At 39.7% G+C, this 19,286-nt stretch carries 14 protein-coding genes and 1 pseudogene; 9 read left to right on the top strand and 6 right to left on the bottom strand.

The window, feature by feature from the left end; translation table 11 throughout:
- Positions 1 to 375: 375 nt before the first annotated feature.
- From TI10_RS08255 to TI10_RS26605, 7 genes and pseudogenes are all read left to right on the top strand, one after another.
- Complete coding sequence (locus TI10_RS08255) at positions 376 to 978, top strand: hypothetical protein (protein WP_049582845.1); 603 nt, start codon at positions 376 to 378, stop codon at positions 976 to 978.
- 64 nt (positions 979 to 1,042) lie between these two features.
- Entirely contained in the window at positions 1,043 to 1,198 is a 156-nt protein-coding gene (locus TI10_RS24920; RefSeq protein WP_155416469.1) for a hypothetical protein, read from the top strand.
- A 92-nt stretch (positions 1,199 to 1,290) separates the two neighbouring features.
- Complete coding sequence (locus TI10_RS23150; RefSeq protein ID WP_053093430.1) at positions 1,291 to 2,397, top strand: cytidine deaminase-like fold-containing protein; 1,107 nt, start codon at positions 1,291 to 1,293, stop codon at positions 2,395 to 2,397.
- Between the two features lie 2 nt (positions 2,398 to 2,399).
- The gene (locus TI10_RS08265) at positions 2,400 to 2,780 is read left to right on the top strand and encodes a DUF6911 family protein (protein WP_049582846.1); all 381 of its coding nucleotides are present in this window, start codon (positions 2,400 to 2,402) and stop codon (positions 2,778 to 2,780) included.
- 65 nt (positions 2,781 to 2,845) lie between these two features.
- Positions 2,846 to 3,230: pseudogene (locus TI10_RS26790) on the top strand (VENN motif pre-toxin domain-containing protein); the annotation flags it as partial.
- Between the two features lie 1,126 nt (positions 3,231 to 4,356).
- Positions 4,357 to 4,848, top strand: a complete 492-nt coding sequence (locus TI10_RS08275; protein WP_049582848.1) for a hypothetical protein — start codon at positions 4,357 to 4,359, stop codon at positions 4,846 to 4,848.
- Positions 4,849 to 5,078: 230 nt separating this feature from the next.
- Positions 5,079 to 5,162, top strand: a complete 84-nt coding sequence (locus TI10_RS26605) for a hypothetical protein (protein WP_367889023.1) — start codon at positions 5,079 to 5,081, stop codon at positions 5,160 to 5,162.
- A gap of 100 nt (positions 5,163 to 5,262) precedes the next feature.
- On the opposite strand, the gene TI10_RS08280 is transcribed toward TI10_RS26605, so the two are convergent.
- From TI10_RS08280 to TI10_RS08290, 3 genes are all read right to left on the bottom strand, one after another.
- On the bottom strand, positions 5,263 to 5,730 hold the full coding sequence (locus tag TI10_RS08280) for an avidin/streptavidin family protein (protein ID WP_049582849.1): 468 nt from the start codon (positions 5,728 to 5,730) through the stop codon (positions 5,263 to 5,265).
- 493 nt (positions 5,731 to 6,223) lie between these two features.
- Complete coding sequence (locus TI10_RS08285) at positions 6,224 to 8,257, bottom strand: hypothetical protein (RefSeq protein ID WP_155416470.1); 2,034 nt, start codon at positions 8,255 to 8,257, stop codon at positions 6,224 to 6,226.
- Positions 8,257 to 12,744, bottom strand: a complete 4,488-nt coding sequence (locus TI10_RS08290) for a hypothetical protein (protein WP_049582851.1) — start codon at positions 12,742 to 12,744, stop codon at positions 8,257 to 8,259. Before TI10_RS08290 ends, TI10_RS08285 begins: the two co-directional genes overlap by 1 nt.
- A 464-nt stretch (positions 12,745 to 13,208) precedes the next feature.
- Between TI10_RS08290 and TI10_RS08295 the strand changes: the two genes are divergently transcribed.
- Both TI10_RS08295 and TI10_RS08300 read left to right on the top strand, forming a co-directional pair.
- The gene (locus tag TI10_RS08295) at positions 13,209 to 14,576 is read left to right on the top strand and encodes a pyridoxal-phosphate dependent enzyme (RefSeq protein WP_049582852.1); all 1,368 of its coding nucleotides are present in this window, start codon (positions 13,209 to 13,211) and stop codon (positions 14,574 to 14,576) included.
- Between the two features lie 18 nt (positions 14,577 to 14,594).
- On the top strand, positions 14,595 to 15,749 hold the full coding sequence (locus TI10_RS08300) for a trans-sulfuration enzyme family protein (RefSeq protein WP_049582853.1): 1,155 nt from the start codon (positions 14,595 to 14,597) through the stop codon (positions 15,747 to 15,749).
- Between the two features lie 91 nt (positions 15,750 to 15,840).
- Here TI10_RS08300 and deoD read toward each other — a convergent pair whose 3' ends face one another.
- The 3 genes from deoD to deoA all read right to left on the bottom strand — a co-directional run bounded on the left by deoD (position 15,841) and on the right by deoA (position 19,250).
- On the bottom strand, positions 15,841 to 16,557 hold the full coding sequence (deoD, locus tag TI10_RS08305; protein ID WP_049582854.1) for a purine-nucleoside phosphorylase: 717 nt from the start codon (positions 16,555 to 16,557) through the stop codon (positions 15,841 to 15,843).
- A gap of 76 nt (positions 16,558 to 16,633) precedes the next feature.
- The gene (deoB, locus tag TI10_RS08310; protein WP_049582855.1) at positions 16,634 to 17,857 is read right to left on the bottom strand and encodes a phosphopentomutase; all 1,224 of its coding nucleotides are present in this window, start codon (positions 17,855 to 17,857) and stop codon (positions 16,634 to 16,636) included.
- A gap of 70 nt (positions 17,858 to 17,927) precedes the next feature.
- On the bottom strand, positions 17,928 to 19,250 hold the full coding sequence (deoA, locus tag TI10_RS08315) for a thymidine phosphorylase (protein ID WP_049582856.1): 1,323 nt from the start codon (positions 19,248 to 19,250) through the stop codon (positions 17,928 to 17,930).
- Between the last annotated feature and the right edge of the window lie 36 nt (positions 19,251 to 19,286).

The raw sequence follows: 19,286 nt of genomic DNA on the forward strand, positions 1-19,286 counted from the left end.
GCAGTGGTACGCAAACGAGTCAAAACAGAATTAGCGTAAATCCTGATGGAAGTGTAACTATTAATTCAGGTTGTAGTGGGCAGTTATGTGTTAGTACTAAAGGAGCAAATCATGCTGCTTATTACCTTACAAATAGAAGACAAGATGGAACTGTAGTTGTTTTTGAAGTGGACGCGGCTCTTCACAAAAAAATAATGGATGCCGCTATTCCTCAAAGGCCAATTCCTGGGGTATCAAGAGACAAAAATGCGCCTAAAATAGTGGACCCGACAAAAGGCCAGCCAAGCGTAGCTCTCGAATTACCGAAGGTATGGGATAGGTTAATAGAGCAAAATTCATCAAAAGGTCGTGTGCTAACAAAAGAGGAATTTTTACGTGAATTTGGAAAATGATTATCAGGATCTACTTGAGGCCATTTTTAATGGTGAAAAGAATATAGCTATTTTTGTTTTAGATGGAAATCATTATTATGTTATTGATAATAAAGATAATTATTGTATTGATGTTAGACCTGAATATAAATCTTACATAGATAAAGGATGGATGAAAGAGACGCTTTATGATGAGTCTGTCAGGTCGTTTAGAAATGGTATTCCCATATTGACTAAGGAGAGTTTTAAAGACTACATAAACAAAAATAATGTTGCTGTTTACTCTGTTGATTGGATGAGATCATTCTTTATATCGGGCAAAGATAGTGTATTGCTTGTTAATTTTTATGATTATATTGAGCGATATTTATCCACCCTAACAGACGTAGTATCGTCTGAATGGGATAGTTGGCGAATGCGGCTACCTAGCTTTTATATTAATTTCGATAAAAAAATATATCGTCATACTGACTGGGATAGAAGCCATGAATCAACAGTACCATTTGATTGGAATGCTCAAGCTAATAGCGACTTTGGTCTGTTAGTACCAGATAAGGAACAGTATTGGCTTATTGATGGTATGAATTTTTGGAAGTTACAAATGTAGTTCAGAAATACCGCTCGTATAGCATCGAGCGGTATTAAACGCTTAGCAGGAATTTTCTTTTTAGTTGTCAGTCGTTCTCAACGAGCCGGATAATCAGCTGCCCCTGCTCAACGGTGATGTTAACCGCCTGCCCAGTGGTAAATCTGACTTCTTTCAGCTAGTTGCCCTTGAGATGCACACTGACAATGGCCCGGCGGGAAAAACTGGCGTTCAGGGGTGAAAAGTGCGTCTGGGGTTTTGGGTCGGGCGGCGAAGAAGCACCGGAAAAATCCGGTTATAACTGACTGAGTATACAGGGAAAATCGGCGTTCAGTGGTCAACTTCGCAATAGAATGCGTTGTTGTCGAGAATAACCTCCTAACCGTCAAAAAGAATGATGCGTTGATTAAAGCCCTTGACGACCAAAAAGCGGGCAAAAACCTGCTGGAAGCATCACAAAATATCGTCAGACTCACCAATGAAGACAAAGCCAGTAATGTAATTTTAGGCAAATATCGTGAAGGTAAATTAGACGAAAAAGGAAAACTGGAGCTGGCTACCTTACTCAACCAATATGGGGCTGAGTTACAGACAGAGTACGGTTTCTCAGGGAAAGAAGCTGCTGCCGCAATTCAGAATTTAATTAAAGGAGGTGCATTTGTCGCAACCGCCGCAAATGCGAAAGCCTATAACGAGGCACTAAGCTATCTGAAAACATACAGTGTACACTCAGGACAAGCTGCTATCGGAACAGATGCATTAATGGCATTACCCGGAATGCCAGGGACGCTTATTCGGGGAAGCCTTGTTGCCGGGGGTTCATATCAGGCGGGTACGGGTATTGGGCAGGTTATCGATGGTGAATATAGCCGTGGGGTAACAAATATGAGTCTGGGTTCACTGGCTATATTTGGAGGTGTTGCCGGTAATAAAGCCATAACCAAGCCGACAGAAGGGATCGTCTCACCAGATAAACTCACAATTCAGGAAAGCAGCAGGGTTTTGGATAAAAAAACTCATACATCCATTCCTAAGGTGACAGCAGAGTTAACTGATAAAGAAACCGGGAAAAAATTTACTGACACCAATCAGGGGAATAGACCTGATTATTATCTTGGGGATAAAAGTAGACCTACACTGATTAATGGTCGGATACAAGCCAAAATAGAGAAATATCCCGGTAAAAATCTTCCTAATAGAAATATGGCATCAGCACATGCAGAAGTTGGAACTATCCAACAAGCTTATGAAGACGGGATAACTATAGGTCGAGAGATGACATTGAGGGTATCAAAAGAACCTGTTTGTGGTTATTGCCGTGGTGACATTGCAGCAATGGCTGACAAAGCAGGACTGAAGTCACTTACAATATATGAAGAAAATACAGGAAAAACATTATATTGGACCCCTGGAATGAAATCGATTAAGGAAAAGAATTAAGAATGAATTTTTCTATCAGCTGGACCTTGAATGGAAAAGGAAATAATTATAAATCTCCCACATGGTCTCATATTAAACAAATCATACTAGATTTAAAGGACCAATCAGGAACTGTAACATTAGATGTCATCGACAATATAACTGGTGCTGAAATGCTACAGGTAAGAACGGAGGATGGGTATTATTTACTCACATTAGGTGAAATATTAGAAGATGAATACAATGTTCGTTCTTACTGGGACCCTGAAGAACTTGATCAACAAATTGACATCTTAGGAGATTATTGGTCAGCTCGCCAACTCACAAAAGATTTCGATTTTGTAGTGAAAGTATTCAAAGAGTTTTTTGATACAGGCAATGTGTCAAAAGAACTTCTAGATTAAGCAATCAACCCCGGCCATTGCAAAACCGGGGTTATTTTTACCATCAGCATTAATCCGGCAGGGTTCAGGCGCTGGCAGGCGGCGCTTCCCCTTACCTGGCCGGGGTGATTAAAGATTTGACCACCGACCCGAAAACTCATCAAGTGGATGTCGTAAGCAATACCCTGGCCCATGCGATTCTGGGGGCAGTGGCCGCGGAAGTCAGTGGTAACAACGCGCTGGCCGGCGCGGCAGGCGCGGCGGGCGGTGAACTGGCCGCCCGGGAACTGATGAAGCACATTCACGGAGAAAATGTTAAAGTCAGTGACTTAAGTGAAGAAGAAAAACAGACCATCAGCACCCTCTCCACTCTGGCAGCAGGTCTGGCAGGCGGTATTGCCGGTGACTCGACCGGCAGCGCCGTTACCGGTGCCCAGGCCGGGAAGAATGCGGTTGAGAATAATTTCCTGACGGCCAAAGATGTTTACGAACTGAAAGAAGAATTGCTGGCAGCAGAGAAGACTGGCACAGATAAGCAGGTAATTTACGACAAGTTTAAAGAGCGCAGCGAGAAAAACCGTCAGGAAGGTGTGGCGGATAGCTGTTCCCATAATCCGGGCTGTGTGGTGTCCGTTTGGGAAATGATGAACTCTGGATCGGACGCCGCCAGTGGCCTGAACCGAACTTCGTTCTTCTCCAGTCTCAGCAGTGAGGAGATGGCACAGTTAAACCGCTTTGTGCAGGCAGAGAATGCGGAAAGTGCTCAGGCGATTTACCAGTCGCTGCCGGATGTAGTAAAGAAAGCTGTTGAGGGAAAAGAGTTCGCCGAGCAGTTTGGTATAATGCCGAAAGTGGGTAGCAGTAGCGGGATAATTGGACTGGGGATTGCCGGGAAGAAGCCGAAGTCACAAGGTACCCCAGAATCTGCTACTAAACCGGGGAATCATTCAGATACGGAAACCGCGCAAACACCGCATAACCAGACTGATAATGCGAGAATAAAAGGAGCCAACTCACCTGTAAGCCAGCAGGCTAATACTAGAAATGGGGAGTCAAAAGTATCTAATGCCCAGCATGCAAAACATACAAATGAGACTTTTGAAATTAAGTCACTTCCTGATATGCACGGTAAAGAGCATATTACTGCCGTAAAAGGTGATGCCAGCATCCCTGTTAGTAAAATCGAGTCATGGCTGCGAGGTAAGGCTGCGGGAGATTGGGAAGGGCTTCACGCTCGCAAGAATTCTTTGATGGATGAGAGAAGGGATAACCAGAGAGCTTTTGCTAAAGATCCAGCTAAAAATGCTGAATTAGATAATATAAAAGATAATATTAAAAGAATGGAACGCTCTCGTGCTATGGCTGCTGATCTGCAAGCGATAGGAGTTCATGACACGAAAGAAAATAATGTACTAATAATGGATAAATTACTCGATTCAGCCAAATCAGTTACAGCCGAAAACCGTAGAAGTTCTATTGTATTAGAAGGTCGTAATGGCAATGGTCACTCTGTCCGTATAAATGCGGTATGGACGATTTTACCTGATGGTTCAAAACGCCTTTCAACTGTAACAACAGGAAAATTCAAGGAGTAATAATGATGGAAAAAAGTATTGCAGTACTGCGTGAACAGCTAGATAACTATATACAAAATGGCTATTTGGACATTAATTCCTTTGATAATCCTGATGATGAAGCTGCTGAGGCTCTTACTGAGTTATCGTGCACAGATAAGGCATTGTGTGAACAATACTGTAGGCTTATTTTAGAGTCATCTGAAATAGGTGATACTTACTTAGATTCGAGATGTCTTGCGCATTTATTTGACTTAAACAAAAAATATAGTCTCGAATATGTCCAAAAAAATGTTCTAAATATGTCAGCTCCAGTATTAGAGGCTACTATGGAAGGATTGGATATGTATAGTAAAACACCATTTAGAACACATTTCTCTACTGAACTAATTGTAAATATCAAGAAGCGTTATGATGAATTAGCTTCAGACGATGCAATTAAAGATATGCTAGATTACAGCTATGAATGGTTTGAAAGAATGTATTTAATCCCCGCAGGATTACCAAAAGATTAATCTTTGTATATATGCGACTATTAACTTAAAAATCCCAGCACAAGTGAACTGCCCCCAAAAGTTGGACATCCAACAAGTAGGGGGAAGTTCTCCACGAAGAAGTACAGGAAAAATTCGCTTAAGTTTAAGAGTAAAGTCATGCCACATCACCGCTGGCCTGAATATCCCCGCCAGCACCAAACGGCAAAGGCCGTGAAAGTGGCAACGGCGTCAGCCATAACGAAACTACGCTGGAAGCAGGACAAACTGTCACCCTCAACGCTGGCCGAGATGCCACACTCAAAGACGCTCAGGTCAGTAACGAACAGGCATAGCAGTGATCTCGCTGAAATTGTTGGCACCATCAGTAGATCACATAACGTTATGCCTGTCTCATTTTTTCTGAATCTTCCTCAGCGCACGGTGGCGGGGAGATTAAGTTTTATTTATTTTATGGAACGTATCAGTTCCTGAGTTTATTGATGCCCATTCGTCTTTAATATACTCAGGTCTACTGGTCATCATCCATAAGGTAGTAATTTTTTCTGGAAAGCTATTTTTGGCCGTTGTTGGCTCTGTTGTTACAATGAAAGGTGAATTTATATCAATTTGACCTACCCATGAAGTTATCGCAGCATATTCATCCCAATTGACAAGAAAGACAATGAGGTTTCCACATATAGTCCCTGTGATACTTCCTCTCGTTGAATCTCCCCCTGCGCTTACAGCGCTAATATATTCACCTGTAAAAAACGAGCTTTTATTTTGCTGTTTAATTTCTATTGTAGAACCAAGTTCGTTAGCCCATTTTCCTGATATGTCTGCATTATTACTATCTATGTTATCTAAGCCGATCATTCTCTTCGTAGCGACAGATTTTCTAATTATTTCTTCAAGTAACATAGGTCCTCTCCATTAAGTATGATTGAACTTTCTTGGTGTCTTAATGACAATGATAAGTATAATTCATATCTTTTATCTTTCGTGTTGTTTTGTTAAAGAAAATTAATTTGTTGATATATATGGATTTATAATCTAATGACACGCTGATAAATATATATTATGTAAGGTGATTTATTATAGAGATAATAGCGAAATGGTTTTGTTTAATAAGAAAATTATTTTCTTTCATGGTAAAAGTGAAACATTGAATTTTTTAGCAATTAGATATGTTTAACTACATTGAAAGTAATAAAACCCCATATGGTAATGGGGTTATGGGAAAAATAGATTATCTGATTAAATTACAGACTCTCTGCTTGGATACTAACGTGATTTCGCGAACGTCATCAATCTCTGGGAGGATTAGCAGGCATGGCACCGTGACTTTAGCATAGCCTCGGTGCCCGCCGCTGTAATCCTTCCGTTCTTTCGGAGAAAACTTTTTAATTTCCACCTAGTTTTCAATGTATATCTTAGCTATTTTCTCAAATAAAGAGCTTTTACTAACTTCCCTTAACTTTAATATATCGTTGGTAAAAGAACGTAGGAAAATAGATGTGATATTTTGTTCCATAGCATTTATCTGTTTACCCTCTTTATCGATAGTCAGAATATTGTAAATTAAGTTCTCTTTTGCAATCGTTTGATTAGGTGAATTACATGGTGATACGAAATACAATAAGTCATCTCCCCTCGGTTGAAGATAAATATGTTCATACTGACTATTCTGTTTAGGCGCTAAGTAATAGGGTAAAACTGTTTCAATCGGATTACATACTCTATTTACTAAACTTTCATCTTCCAAGGCATATTCAATATTATCTATTTTCTGATTACCGATGATTCTGGGAATTCTATTCGAGTTATATCGACTAAGACATATTTCCTCAACATTATCAAATAAATAAAAAGATTCATTATAAAGTTTTGGTATTTTTTTCATAAATTCGCATTTTTCTTCAAGGTCCGATTGACTCTCTACAAGTGAGTGCTTATTAATAAAAATCGTTTTATTATGAATATCAATATCAACTATTGATGCAAGTATTTTCTTACTTTTCTTAAACCCCTCTGGAATCCTAATATATACAAGCGTTATCTTTAAGTCTGGAAGGTCAATATTTTCAATTTTTTTCTCTTTGAAAACTTTCTCTTTTAGCCAAAGTTCACTCTTGATCTTTTGGATTTTTATAAGTATTTTGTCGCTTAATTTTTCCAATCCAGTTTTCTTATCGTTTTCCACAATATTATTATCTAAATCTATACCCTGAATAACCGTTTCATCTTGTGCTTTAAATCTATTAGATTTCAATTTCGTATAGTAATCCGCTTCAACATTATCTATTCCCTTTTCTCTCATAGGTTTAAATGCATCCCATGTCGTGTTTTTAATTTCACCTTCGACTAATATACTGGTTTTAGATCCATCATCCAATGAATTGAGAACCAAATAGTTTTTATTTTTATCCAATGCATTAAAATCTTTAGCAGAGGAATAAGTTAATTCTTTTAGTTCAAATATTTCCTTAATCTCTTTTTCCAAAAACATTTTAGATTTACTATCAGCAGAATGCTTTGGAATTCGAGCATCTATTAATACCATAGGATGTGATAAATTTTTATTAACAGTAATAAAGTCATGAAATATATAATCAGCTTTAAAATATCTTTCATTAAAAGAAATCTCTGCGTGATTTAATAGTTCTTTTATTTTTTGTATAATCAAGTTCTGAACATAATTTTTACTATTTCGATATCCTTTCATGAATCGCATAAATTTTTTCTTAGAGTATTCATTGGTATTAATATTATCTGTGATCTGAAAATTATTTTCTTTAGTTCTAAATAATAATTGAGTTTCTTCTGTATTGAATGAATCCACTTTTTTTTCAATTCTAAAAACCTTTCTATGTAAATTTATGACTAACTCTTTTTGATGAATGAAATGAAAACGCGGATAAAAAGTATCAATTATATTACCACGTTTTTCTGCTGATAAATAAATTCGTGAATTATAAAATACAGGTTCTATTTCATAATTCTCTTCAAGCTCTCTAAGAAAAATTCTTTTAATATGCAATCCCACAATCACAGAAAAAACATTACATAAAAAATTGCTATTTTCTTCAAATTTATCAATAAACCCTTTTATGTCATATTCCTGGTCGGAAAGATAAAAAAAGTGAACTGCTTTATTATGCCAAAAACTATCGTAAAACACTTTTTTTGATAGATTTAAATTTAGTTTTTTCCTTATGATTTTTTGTATTTCTTGATCTACTTTAGCATAGAAATCTTTGTCGCTCTCCCCCTCTTCTTTAACAAAGCTCTTTTGGCCGTGAGTAATATATAATCCACTACCATCATCTACTTCAAATAGCTTTTCTATATTACCCAAAATACTCCCTCTAATGTCTAAAATATTAGTTTTAGCTACAGGAGAAACGCTAGAACAATCCTTAGCAATATCAACTAATTTTATCATCATCAACCACCTTGCAATAAATTTAATATCTGTTTATTAATACGAACTTCTTTAACTAACTCACTTCCTGAACCTATACGAAAATCCTGATCATAATCTTGCTTTTTGTTTCCATACCCAAAGTATTCTTTAAATAAGTTAAGATAATAAATTTTACTATCTGGAGATACTTCTTGTTCAAGATTTAATGGGTTATTTTCCATACGAGTATTTAAATATACGAATTTAACCGATTCATATTTATTATCAATATAACTTAAAATAGTTCCAACTTTTCTTTGAGCATTATCATGTGTTTTTAAAGATTGGTATCTTTTATCTAAAGTAGATGACCAATTTTTTGTGTCAACACAAATTAAATGCTTATCCACTTCAATATAAAAGTCAAACAACTCATAGGCTTTTTTTCCTATTTTTTCACTCAATAATTCAGGTTCTATTGGTTGACAATTAGGTAATCTAGCCAGAAGTAGGGTAAATAAATACTCACCAATATTCCCTTTGAGCAATGGAATAAAAAAGGGATGTGGAAGGCAATCTTTAAACACATTCTTGTTTAGCATTGCAATTTCTTTTAAAAGATGTGTGACATACTCATCTTTTCTACCACTAACTCGATTACCAATACCTGAAAATATCCATTCTTTAGGATGATATATTGAATAACCATGCTCAATATCAGTTAACGTTACTATCCCATCTTCAAGATTTTTAATACTTAATTTCAACTGTGGAGTGGTAGATATATCAATATATAATGCATCAACCGCATCCATCATTGCCTGGTATTTTTGAACATGAGGGTTTGATTTCAGTTTTCTTACATAGTTTGATGGCGATATCAAACTTTCAATAGATCTAAGCTGTTCATTGAATATAATCGCTTCAACATTATCTTTCCTTGCAACTGAGAGCACCTCTGGAACAAAATCTTCAAAAAACTCTCTAAGTAAAGCCGAATTTCGAGCTATTTTTTTCTCAAATGATTCCCTCTCTTCACACGATTTAAAACTACACATCCTTCTTTCTTTTTCGCATAGCTGCATAAAATGATGATTTAGTAAAGACATACTCTCTAATATTGGACGATTTTTTTTAATCCGAGTAAATTGATTAAACAGAACTATTCCATCCTCTACAGCATTATCCGGGATGAATATCTCTGTGTTCATCTTCGTATCTTTACGCTCAACACGACCAATAGCTTGCATTAAATCTTTTAGTCTAGCAATCATATGCTCACGCATTAAGAACTGGTAATCTTCGCCACTTGATAAATTGACATCAAAATCCTTTAGAAATTTTTCTTCATCTGAATCAGAACATTGTTTCATTAACAGCAGATAGTTTTGCAACGAGTGAAGTGTCCTATCATTGGTTTTTTCATCCTTAATGATTGAACTCCAAAATGGCGCACTTGTTAATACTAAACGCTCAAAATCTTCCTCAAATAAATCCCCCTCTTCTCCCGGATAAGTAAGAAAATAATTTAACCCTGTACCGGCACTTTTATAAGAGGAGAGTAATACAACTTTCGTATTTTCATCCTTTATGTGGGTGAAGTCTCTAATATTACACTCTTTACGTAATTCCGCATCAAATAAAATTACGCGGATTTTAGATTTATTTGAAAAAGGAAAATACTCAAATATTTTCCATGAATCATGAATCTTTTTGATATTCTTAATCTTTATTTCTGAGCTGGAAAAATATCTTCTCAATTTACGCTGAAAACGATTACTCAATGCCAAACTCATCGTATGCTTACCTTGATAAGCCGCAAGGAGCATAGAACAAAGCTGACGTTCGAACTCTATTTTTTGGTAGTTATTTAAGCTATTTTTAAATTTTTTATCTAAACCGTAAAGCTCGTTCCTAAGAAAATCAAATTTTATTTTGAAACTCTCATCAAAATCTTTGCAAAAATCAAATAAAGGAAGATCTGAATTAAATACACCAAAGTCAATAGTTCTCAGTTCCGCTCGTTTATCCCGCAGAGAAGTCAATAAGGCAATATCAGTACCACTTCGCTCAATGATTTGGATATCTAAGTTATTTGGTTTACCAGAGCAAAATCGCCGTAAGAAATTACGATTATATTGCCCTGAATAGGTTTCAGCAAAACCTGTTGTCGCACTGAGACAAATTACGCTATTCCTTGTATTATAGAGACTACGGAGTAAAGCCACTTCGGGCTGCTCTTTAATAAGATCAAGAGTAAAATTTATATACGTGAGATTACTTAATGTCTCGTCTTGAAACTCTAACTCTTTCATCCGCTCTATGGTAAATACTGTTTTAGATTGAAAATATGTATAGAAGTAAGAAATCAACATTTCTTCCGACGCAGGATGATCAAACATTTGTTTCAGTTCATTCCTGATTTTTCCTGCCTTCTGGATAAACTTATACATCAAAAAGTTTTGGCTACTATCCCCCGCCTGCTTAAGTGATTTAGCAAATTGTGAGCGACTGGAAATCTTTGCAGCAGCAGCCAATACGACCATCGCAAGTTGATAAGTATCATGCAGAGAAGGGTTTTTATCTCGACTATCCGTAGAGTAATATAACTGACAACCACTCCCTCTATGTACAAATTCAATTTTCACCTTCTTGAGTGATTCTTCATTAAAAAAACGTTTGGGAGAAAAACTAAATACATTTCTTGTAATATTAATGACTTGTTCAATATCATCACTCTTAATTTGAACAAAATCGATATTGCCGGAAAAAAGTTTAAGTAAAGACTCCAAGTTTTGTTCAATAGTGCCTTCTAAAGATAGTTCACAATTCTTTTCCAAATACTCCTTGATATCATGAATAAATTCATTTTTCTCAGAGAGAAAAGGTAAATATGGCATCTTAGCAACATCAATATCTTTTACTTGTTGTAATAGACGGTAAGTTACCGCAAAAACATGAACAAGTTGTACTTTGTTATCAATTAAATTCACACTACGCGACATTGAAAAAACTTGATAAGCCTCATGTTCTTCATCAATCACTAATGTAAAACTGATATTGTGTTTTCTAAAATAGTTTTCGTCGTCGATCTTAAAAAACGCGGTCTTTAAATATTCAATTTGTTCTGCAATCGGGGATTCTAAAAAAGCACTTAATACACTGTCTGTGAGTTTCTTTTTCCCACCAATTAAGTAATCAAAAGGCATCGATTTTAAAATATATTTTCCTGCCTTATTTATCCGTGGCATTTTAATCGGTCTATCAAATTTGCTCGTTGTTGCCAGCAGAATACAAGGCGAAACCATCGCGGCTGCCATAGGTATACAATGAAAGATAATTTCTTTACGCAACTGCTCAATCTTGTTATCTGCTCGCATAATAGCAGGTAGATTAACTGCCAACTCTTGTCGGTTTAAAGCAGCCTCAGATAACTCATCAAGCGCCCTCGTTAAATTAGATTTATACTTTTTAAGCTGCTCTTCGTAATCCTGAATAAAATCAAATTCATCAACCTGCCGTTTTTGTCTTAAAATTTGACTTTCAATATTATCTATCATTCTAACAATAACAGCTAAATTATTGGCTTGCGATGCCAGAGGTGATTTTTTCGCTCTTTTTTCCCATGTTAAATAACGTTTTCTATTCTCAATAATTTCTCCGTTGCAATCTTCGACCCAGTTTGCAAAGTTCAAGTCTCTCAGATCTTCCTGACCATAAAGGCCAAGAAATTCAATACCTTTTTTCTTCGCCTTTTCAATCAGCTTCTTGTCAAAATCAATCTGTGCTTTCTGGGGAGTAATAAATAGAAAATTGGTAAAATCACTGTTTTTCACATTAATAGCAACTGATTCAATGTAACGGCTAAGTACGCCATAACTCTTACCAAAACCCGTTCCGTCATTTGAAAATACCAGTTTCGGACTATTATTTTGATATACGCTATAGAGTTCAGATAATCTAGCTCTCAATGTGTTAATTTCATCTTTAACCGGCTGTGGGGCCATCTTAGTCGCTAAATAATTAGCAAGGCCAAGTTGTTCTGACTTACGGCTTACGCTATATGGCTGATATTTTCCATCCAAAAGAATAATCAATTTTTGGCGATACAATTCTTGTATAATGTTTCTTTTCGATCGATTTAATTGCAAGGAAAAGTGAGCAACAACATCATTTACCAACCACCCCGCCTCAAAAAGCTGATTAACTTTTAAAAATACCTCCCTCTCTTCCTTTTTCAGCGCTTTATAAGATACACGCAATGTGAAATCATCTTTAGATGCTGTTTTGTCTCTCATCGGCAAAGCGACTTTGCGTGCCTTATCTCTACTCCTTTGATATAGAAATCCCATCTTTGCAAGCTCAAACATAATCGCAGTAGTTGTCGCTTTATCATGTTTAAGATCTTGTCTAATATCTTCCAAAATTCGAGCATGTTCATCAATAGCATTATCTAACTCTTTAAATAACTCCAATTTCTTATAAGCGATATCAAAAAGTTTTTCTTTTAAGGTTTCAGACCACCTCATTCATAAAATCTCTTTTGTTTTATTTTTGCACGATCAAACTCTACACAAAATGCATATGATTTGCCAGAGCAAAAACAGAGGACAGAAGAGAGAAGACAGAGAGCAGAAGAAAACAGGAGGATGTTATTTTAAAATCATAACAGAGTCTAAAAGTAAATAAGATGAAAATAGCCGTCATCTCGTTCATGGGATATTTTATAAACCGGAATACTTATTAGATTAATAACTAAGTTATCAATGTATAAATTGTCGATAAAAATCATAGTGCCTGTAATTTAAATGATTTTATTTACCTCACGCTTTAATAAATCAGGAAATCTAAACGTCTATACTTCTTCACATCTAAAATAAAACTAATATATTCCTTTTGGCTATATATGGTTGCTATTCATTCTTTCAAACAAATACATATACAGAGTTATCCTCCATAACTGTCTGAATACAACGGATTATCTGGATATGATATGACCACATCACGCTCTGTTCTCGATATGATTGGCAATACCCCGTTGCTGGAGTTAACGCATCTGAATACCGGTCCATGCCAATTATTTATTAAGCTGGAGAATCAAAATCCCGGCGGCTCTATTAAAGATCGCGTCGCTCTTTCTATGATTGAGCAGGCGGAAGAACAGGGATTACTTCAACCTGGCGGCACAATTATCGAAGCCACGGCTGGTAATACCGGCATCGGATTAGCTCTGGTCGCCGCCTTGAAAGGTTATAAATTGATTCTGGTCGTCCCAGATAAGATGAGCCGGGAGAAGGTGTTTCATCTACGTGCATTGGGTACCGATGTGCGTCTTACACGCTCGGATGTCAGTAAAGGTCATCCAGAGTATTATCAAGACTATGCCCTACGTCTGGCGCAGGAGATCCCCGGTGCTTTTTACATCGATCAGTTCAACAATCCGGCTAACTCCGCAGCGCACACGACCACTACCGGGCCGGAAATCTGGCAGCAAATGGACCACAATGTCGATGCAGTAGTGATTGGTGTTGGGTCCGGCGGTACGCTTGGCGGCTTGAGCCACTATTTCGCTCAAGTTTCGCCGGAAACTGAGTTTGTTCTGGCAGACCCAAATGGTTCTATCTTGGTGGACTATATCGAACGCGGCAAATATGGCGAAGCCGGGAGTTGGCAGGTGGAAGGCATCGGCGAAGATTTTGTCCCACCTCTGGGCGATTTTAGTCGGGTACACCACGCATACCGTGTCAGTGATGCAGAAGCTTTTTCCAGTGCCCGTGATCTGTTGCTAAAGGAAGGTGTGCTGGCAGGCTCTTCCAGCGGAACTTTGCTCGCCGCCGCATTGCGCTACTGCCGTGCGCAAACTACCCCCAAACGTGTGGTTACGCTAGCCTGTGACAGTGGAAATAAGTATCTGTCAAAAATGTTTAACGATTATTGGATGCTGGAACAGGGATTCCAATCGCGTGTGCCACAGCACGATCTCAGCGATTATATTACTTACCGTTATCAGGATGGCGCTACGGTTTTTATATCGCCGGAAGATACGTTAAAAACCGCACATACCCGCATGCGCTTGTATGAAATTTCGCAATTACCGGTGCTGAAAGGGGAGCAAGTGGTCGGCATTATTGATGAGTGGGATTTGATGCACACCGTGCAGGCTGATCCACGCAATTTTAGCCTACCCGCTAGTCACGCCATGACTCATCAGGTGAAAACGCTGGATAGAAACGCTTCTTTGCAACAATTGATGGCAACTTTCGATGCCGGACATGTGGCGCTGATCGTCGATAATGGCCGTTTTCTTGGGCTGGTAACTCGCACAGATGTGCTGAACGCATGGCGTCAGCAACTTAATTGATTTTTTAGGAATGACTTTATGATCAAGTTTGATACTAAAACTGTTCACGCTGGCTATACACCGGATCACACTGGCGCAATAATGCCGGCAATTTATGCAACATCGACTTACGCCCAATCAGCCCCCGGCCAGCATACTGGTTATGAATATTCCCGCAGCGGCAATCCGACACGTGATGCTCTGGAAAGCGCGATAGCCGAATTGGAAAACGGTAGCCGAGGTTACGCTTTTAGTTCAGGGCTGGCTGCCAGTTCTACGGTGCTGGAACTCTTAGATAAGGATAGCCATTTGGTGGCCGTTGATGATCTGTACGGCGGCACCTATCGGCTACTCGAAAGAGTACGTAGCCGCACCGCCGGTTTGCGTGTCACTTATGTGGAAGCCAATGACATTGCCGGCCTTGAAGCAGCCATTCGTCCCGACACAAAAATGATTTGGGTGGAGACGCCCACCAATCCTTTGCTGAAACTGGCCGATCTGGCGGCTATCGCACAAATAGCGCAACGGCACGGTATTATTAGTGTGGCAGATAACACTTTCGCTTCACCGTATCTCCAGCGCCCACTTGATCTGGGATTTGATATTGTTGTGCACTCCGCCACTAAGTATCTCAATGGTCATTCTGATGTGATCGCAGGGCTGGCAGTGGTCGGAAAAAATGCAGAACTGGCCGAAAAACTGGGTTTTCTGCAAAACTCTGTGGGTGGCGTGCTCGATCCCTTTAGTAGTTTTCTGGTGCTGCGTGGAATGCGGACACTTGCTCTGCGTATGCAGCGCCACATCGATAATGCAGAAAAAATCGCGCACTGGCTGGAACAACAGCCTCAGATCGAAACCGTCTTCTATCCCGGCCTCGCTTCCCATCCACAGCATGAACTGGCGAAACGTCAAATGAAGGGCTTTGGCGGTATGATTTCTGTTCACTTAAAAGGTGATGATGATTATGCCCGCCGGTTAATTCAAGAGCTAAAGCTATTTACACTGGCAGAAAGTCTGGGCGGGGTGGAGAGTCTGATCGGGCAACCATTTAGTATGACTCACGCTTCTATTCCATTAGAAAAACGTCTTGCTTCTGGGATCACACCACAGTTGGTACGTATTTCTGTGGGTATAGAGGATGCAGAGGATCTCATCGCTGATTTAGCTCAGGCGTTGGAAAAAGCCACTCAATAAAAGAGCAGTGCCAGCCAATTTTTTCAACCGGCTGGCATTTAAATAAAAAGCGGCTCTTTTTATACAATCAAAAACAAATGTAGAACCAGAGTTATTTATCGCCCAACAGAACAGATTCTAGGGCGATTTCAATCATTTCATTGAAAGTCGTCCGGCGTTCTTCTGCGATAACTTGTTCACCAGTACGAATATGATCAGAAACGGTACAGATAGTCAGCGCTTTCACGCCATATTCAGCAGCAACACTATAGATACCAGCCGCTTCCATTTCTACACCCAGAATACCGTATTTTTCCATCACATCGTACATTTGTTGATCAGGCGTATAAAATAGTTCAATAGAGAAGAGGTTGCCTACATGCGCATTAATGTTTTTTGCTTTAGCGGCATCAACAGCGTTACGGACCAGATCAAAATCAGCAATCGCCGCAAAATCGTGATCTTTAAAACGTATACGGTTAACTTTGGAATCAGTACATGCCCCCATGCCAATAACCACATCACGTAATTTAACATCGTGACGTATTGAACCACAGGAACCTACACGGATAAGGACTTTAACGCCGAAATCGGTGATCAGCTCTTTCGCATAGATAGAACAGGATGGGATACCCATACCATGCCCCATCACAGAAATCGGGCGGCCTTTATAAGTACCGGTAAACCCTAACATACCGCGTACATCGTTTACCTGCCGCACATTTTCCAGAAAAGTTTCAGCAATATATTTCGCACGTAATGGATCGCCAGGCATCAGAACAACGTCGGCAAAATCACCCATCTCAGCATTAATATGAGGCGTGGCCATAATTAAATTCCTTATTTTTTTATTTAATGGTTATTTTTGTAATATATGGCTGCCCAAAAGCAGCCAATAAGTAGGCTCAGAGCATTGATTCGCCATATTCCATTGGCGACAGTGCAAAATATTTAGCAACTGTCTGCCCAATATCAGCAAAAGTTTCACGATGCCCCAATGAACCAGGTTGTACTTTTGGTCCATAAATCAGCACCGGAATGTGCTCACGAGTATGGTCAGTACCAGACCACGTTGGATCACAACCGTGGTCGGCAGTCAGGATTAAAATGTCATCATCTTTCACCAGTTTCAACATTTCAGGCAGACGGCGGTCAAACAGTTCTAATGCCGCCGCATAACCCGGAACATCACGACGATGACCATAAGAAGAGTCAAAATCGACAAAGTTAGTGAATACGATGGTGTCGTCACCCGCTTTTTCCATTTCCACCAGCGTTGCATCAAACAGTGCATCAATGCCGGTCGCTTTTACTTTTTGCGTAATGCCGACATTCGCATAGATATCGGCAATTTTACCGATAGAAACGACTTCGCCATTTTTTTCATCGACCAATTTTTTCAGCATGGTAGGAGCAGGCGGTTCTACAGCTAAGTCATGGCGATTACCAGTACGCTGGAAATTACTCGCCTTGTCTCCAATAAATGGGCGCGCAATAACCCGACCAATGTTATAACCGCCATCAGTCAATTCTTCACGGGCGATTTCGCACAGCTCGTACAGACGATCTAAACCGAACGTCTCTTCGTGACAAGCAATCTGGAATACCGAGTCAGCAGAGGTGTAGAAAATTGGTTTACCCGTTTTCATATGCTCTTCACCCAATTTATCCAGAATAACTGTCCCCGAAGAGTGGCAGTTACCGAGATAACCTGGCAGATTTGCGCGTTCTACCAGTTTATCCAACAATGCCTGCGGAAAGCTGTTTTCTTCGTCTTTGAAGTAACCCCAATCAAACAGCACCGGGACACCGGCAATTTCCCAGTGACCTGACGGTGTATCTTTGCCGGAAGAGAGTTCACTGGCGTAAGCGTAAGCGCCAATAATGTCCGCGTCTTTATCCAAACCGACAGGGAAAGTTCCACAAGACTCCTCAGTCGCTTTACCCAAACCTAAGCGGCTTAAGTTCGGCAAATACAGAGGCCCTTTGCGACCGACATCAGCATCACCACGGGCACAGGCTTCCGCAATGTGCCCCAAGGTGTTAGATCCTTTATCACCAAATTTTTCGGCATCTTCACTGGCTCCAATGCCAAAAGAATCCAATACCATGATGAATGTACGTTTCATAATTTTCTCCTGCGTCAAATCACGCTAACAATGCGAAAATGCCACTATTATCTAATAATAAGTATGGTTATTATTCGCTAATTTGGCGATAAACCATCGGTGCGGCTGGTTTGGCTTCTGTACCCAGAACGATAGCTTTACGTACTGCCTTTGCCGCTTCCTGCCATTCATGCTCATTGTTAGCATGAATAATAGCTAAGGGTGTACCTACATTAACTTCTGAACCCAGAGCAACGATATTGCTCAGCCCCACACTATAATCAATGCGATCTGTTGCCTTACGGCGCCCTCCACCAAGGGAAACTACAGACATTCCTAGAGCACGGGTATCCATATGCGTAATAAATCCATGCTGTTCAGCCAATACGGGTTTGCTGAAAACAGCGGTTGGTAAGTAATTGTCATAACGCTCAACAAAATCCGTCGGACCTTGTTGTGCAGCAACCATGCGACCAAAGATTTCGGCTGCTTTACCGTTATCTAAGACAGACTGGAGTTTATTGCGTGCGTCTTTACAGTCGGTTGCCAAATGACCGGATACCAACATTTCAACACACAGTGCCATTGTCACTTCGAGTAAACGTGGATTACGATTTTCCCCCGTCAGAAATCGAACAGCTTCACGAACTTCAAGCGCATTACCCGCACTGGATGCCAGAACCTGATTCATATCCGTCAACAATGCGGTAGTTTTACAACCTGCCCCATTAGCCACGCTAACAATTGATTCCGCCAGTTGTTGTGACGCTTCATACGTTGACATAAACGCACCAGAGCCAACTTTGACATCCATTACCAATGCATCCAAGCCCTCAGCCAGTTTTTTGCCAAGGATAGAGGCGGTGATCAAAGGGATAGAATCCACCGTCGCGGTAATATCGCGGGTTGCATAGAAGCGTTTGTCTGCCGGCGCCAGCGAATGAGTCTGACCGATAATCGCCACGCCAACATCCTGAATAATGTCACGGAAACGTTGCTCATCAGGAAAAATATCAAATCCCGGAATCGCTTCCAGTTTGTCCAGCGTCCCCCCGGTATGGCCTAAACCACGGCCGGAAATCATCGGAACATAACCACCACAAGCCGCCACCATCGGGCCAAGCATCAGGGAAGTCACATCACCTACCCCGCCGGTTGAGTGTTTATCCACAATCGGGCCGTTCAGATTCAGGCTTTGCCAGTTCAATACTGTCCCGGAGTCGCGCATAGCCAACGTCAGGGCGACACGTTCTTCCATCACCATATCCTGGAAGTGGATAACCATCGCCAGTGCAGCAATTTGTCCTTCGGAAACGGTATTATCACGCACGCCATTGATGAAGAAGCGGATCTCTTCTTCACTCAATGGGTACCCATCACGTTTTTTACGGATAATTTCCTGTGCCAGAAACAAAGCATTCTCCTAATTGTGATTAAAATCGGGAAAAAT

Origin of the sequence: Photorhabdus luminescens subsp. luminescens (assembly GCF_001083805.1) — a bacterium.
Lineage (GTDB): Bacteria > Pseudomonadota > Gammaproteobacteria > Enterobacterales > Enterobacteriaceae > Photorhabdus > Photorhabdus luminescens.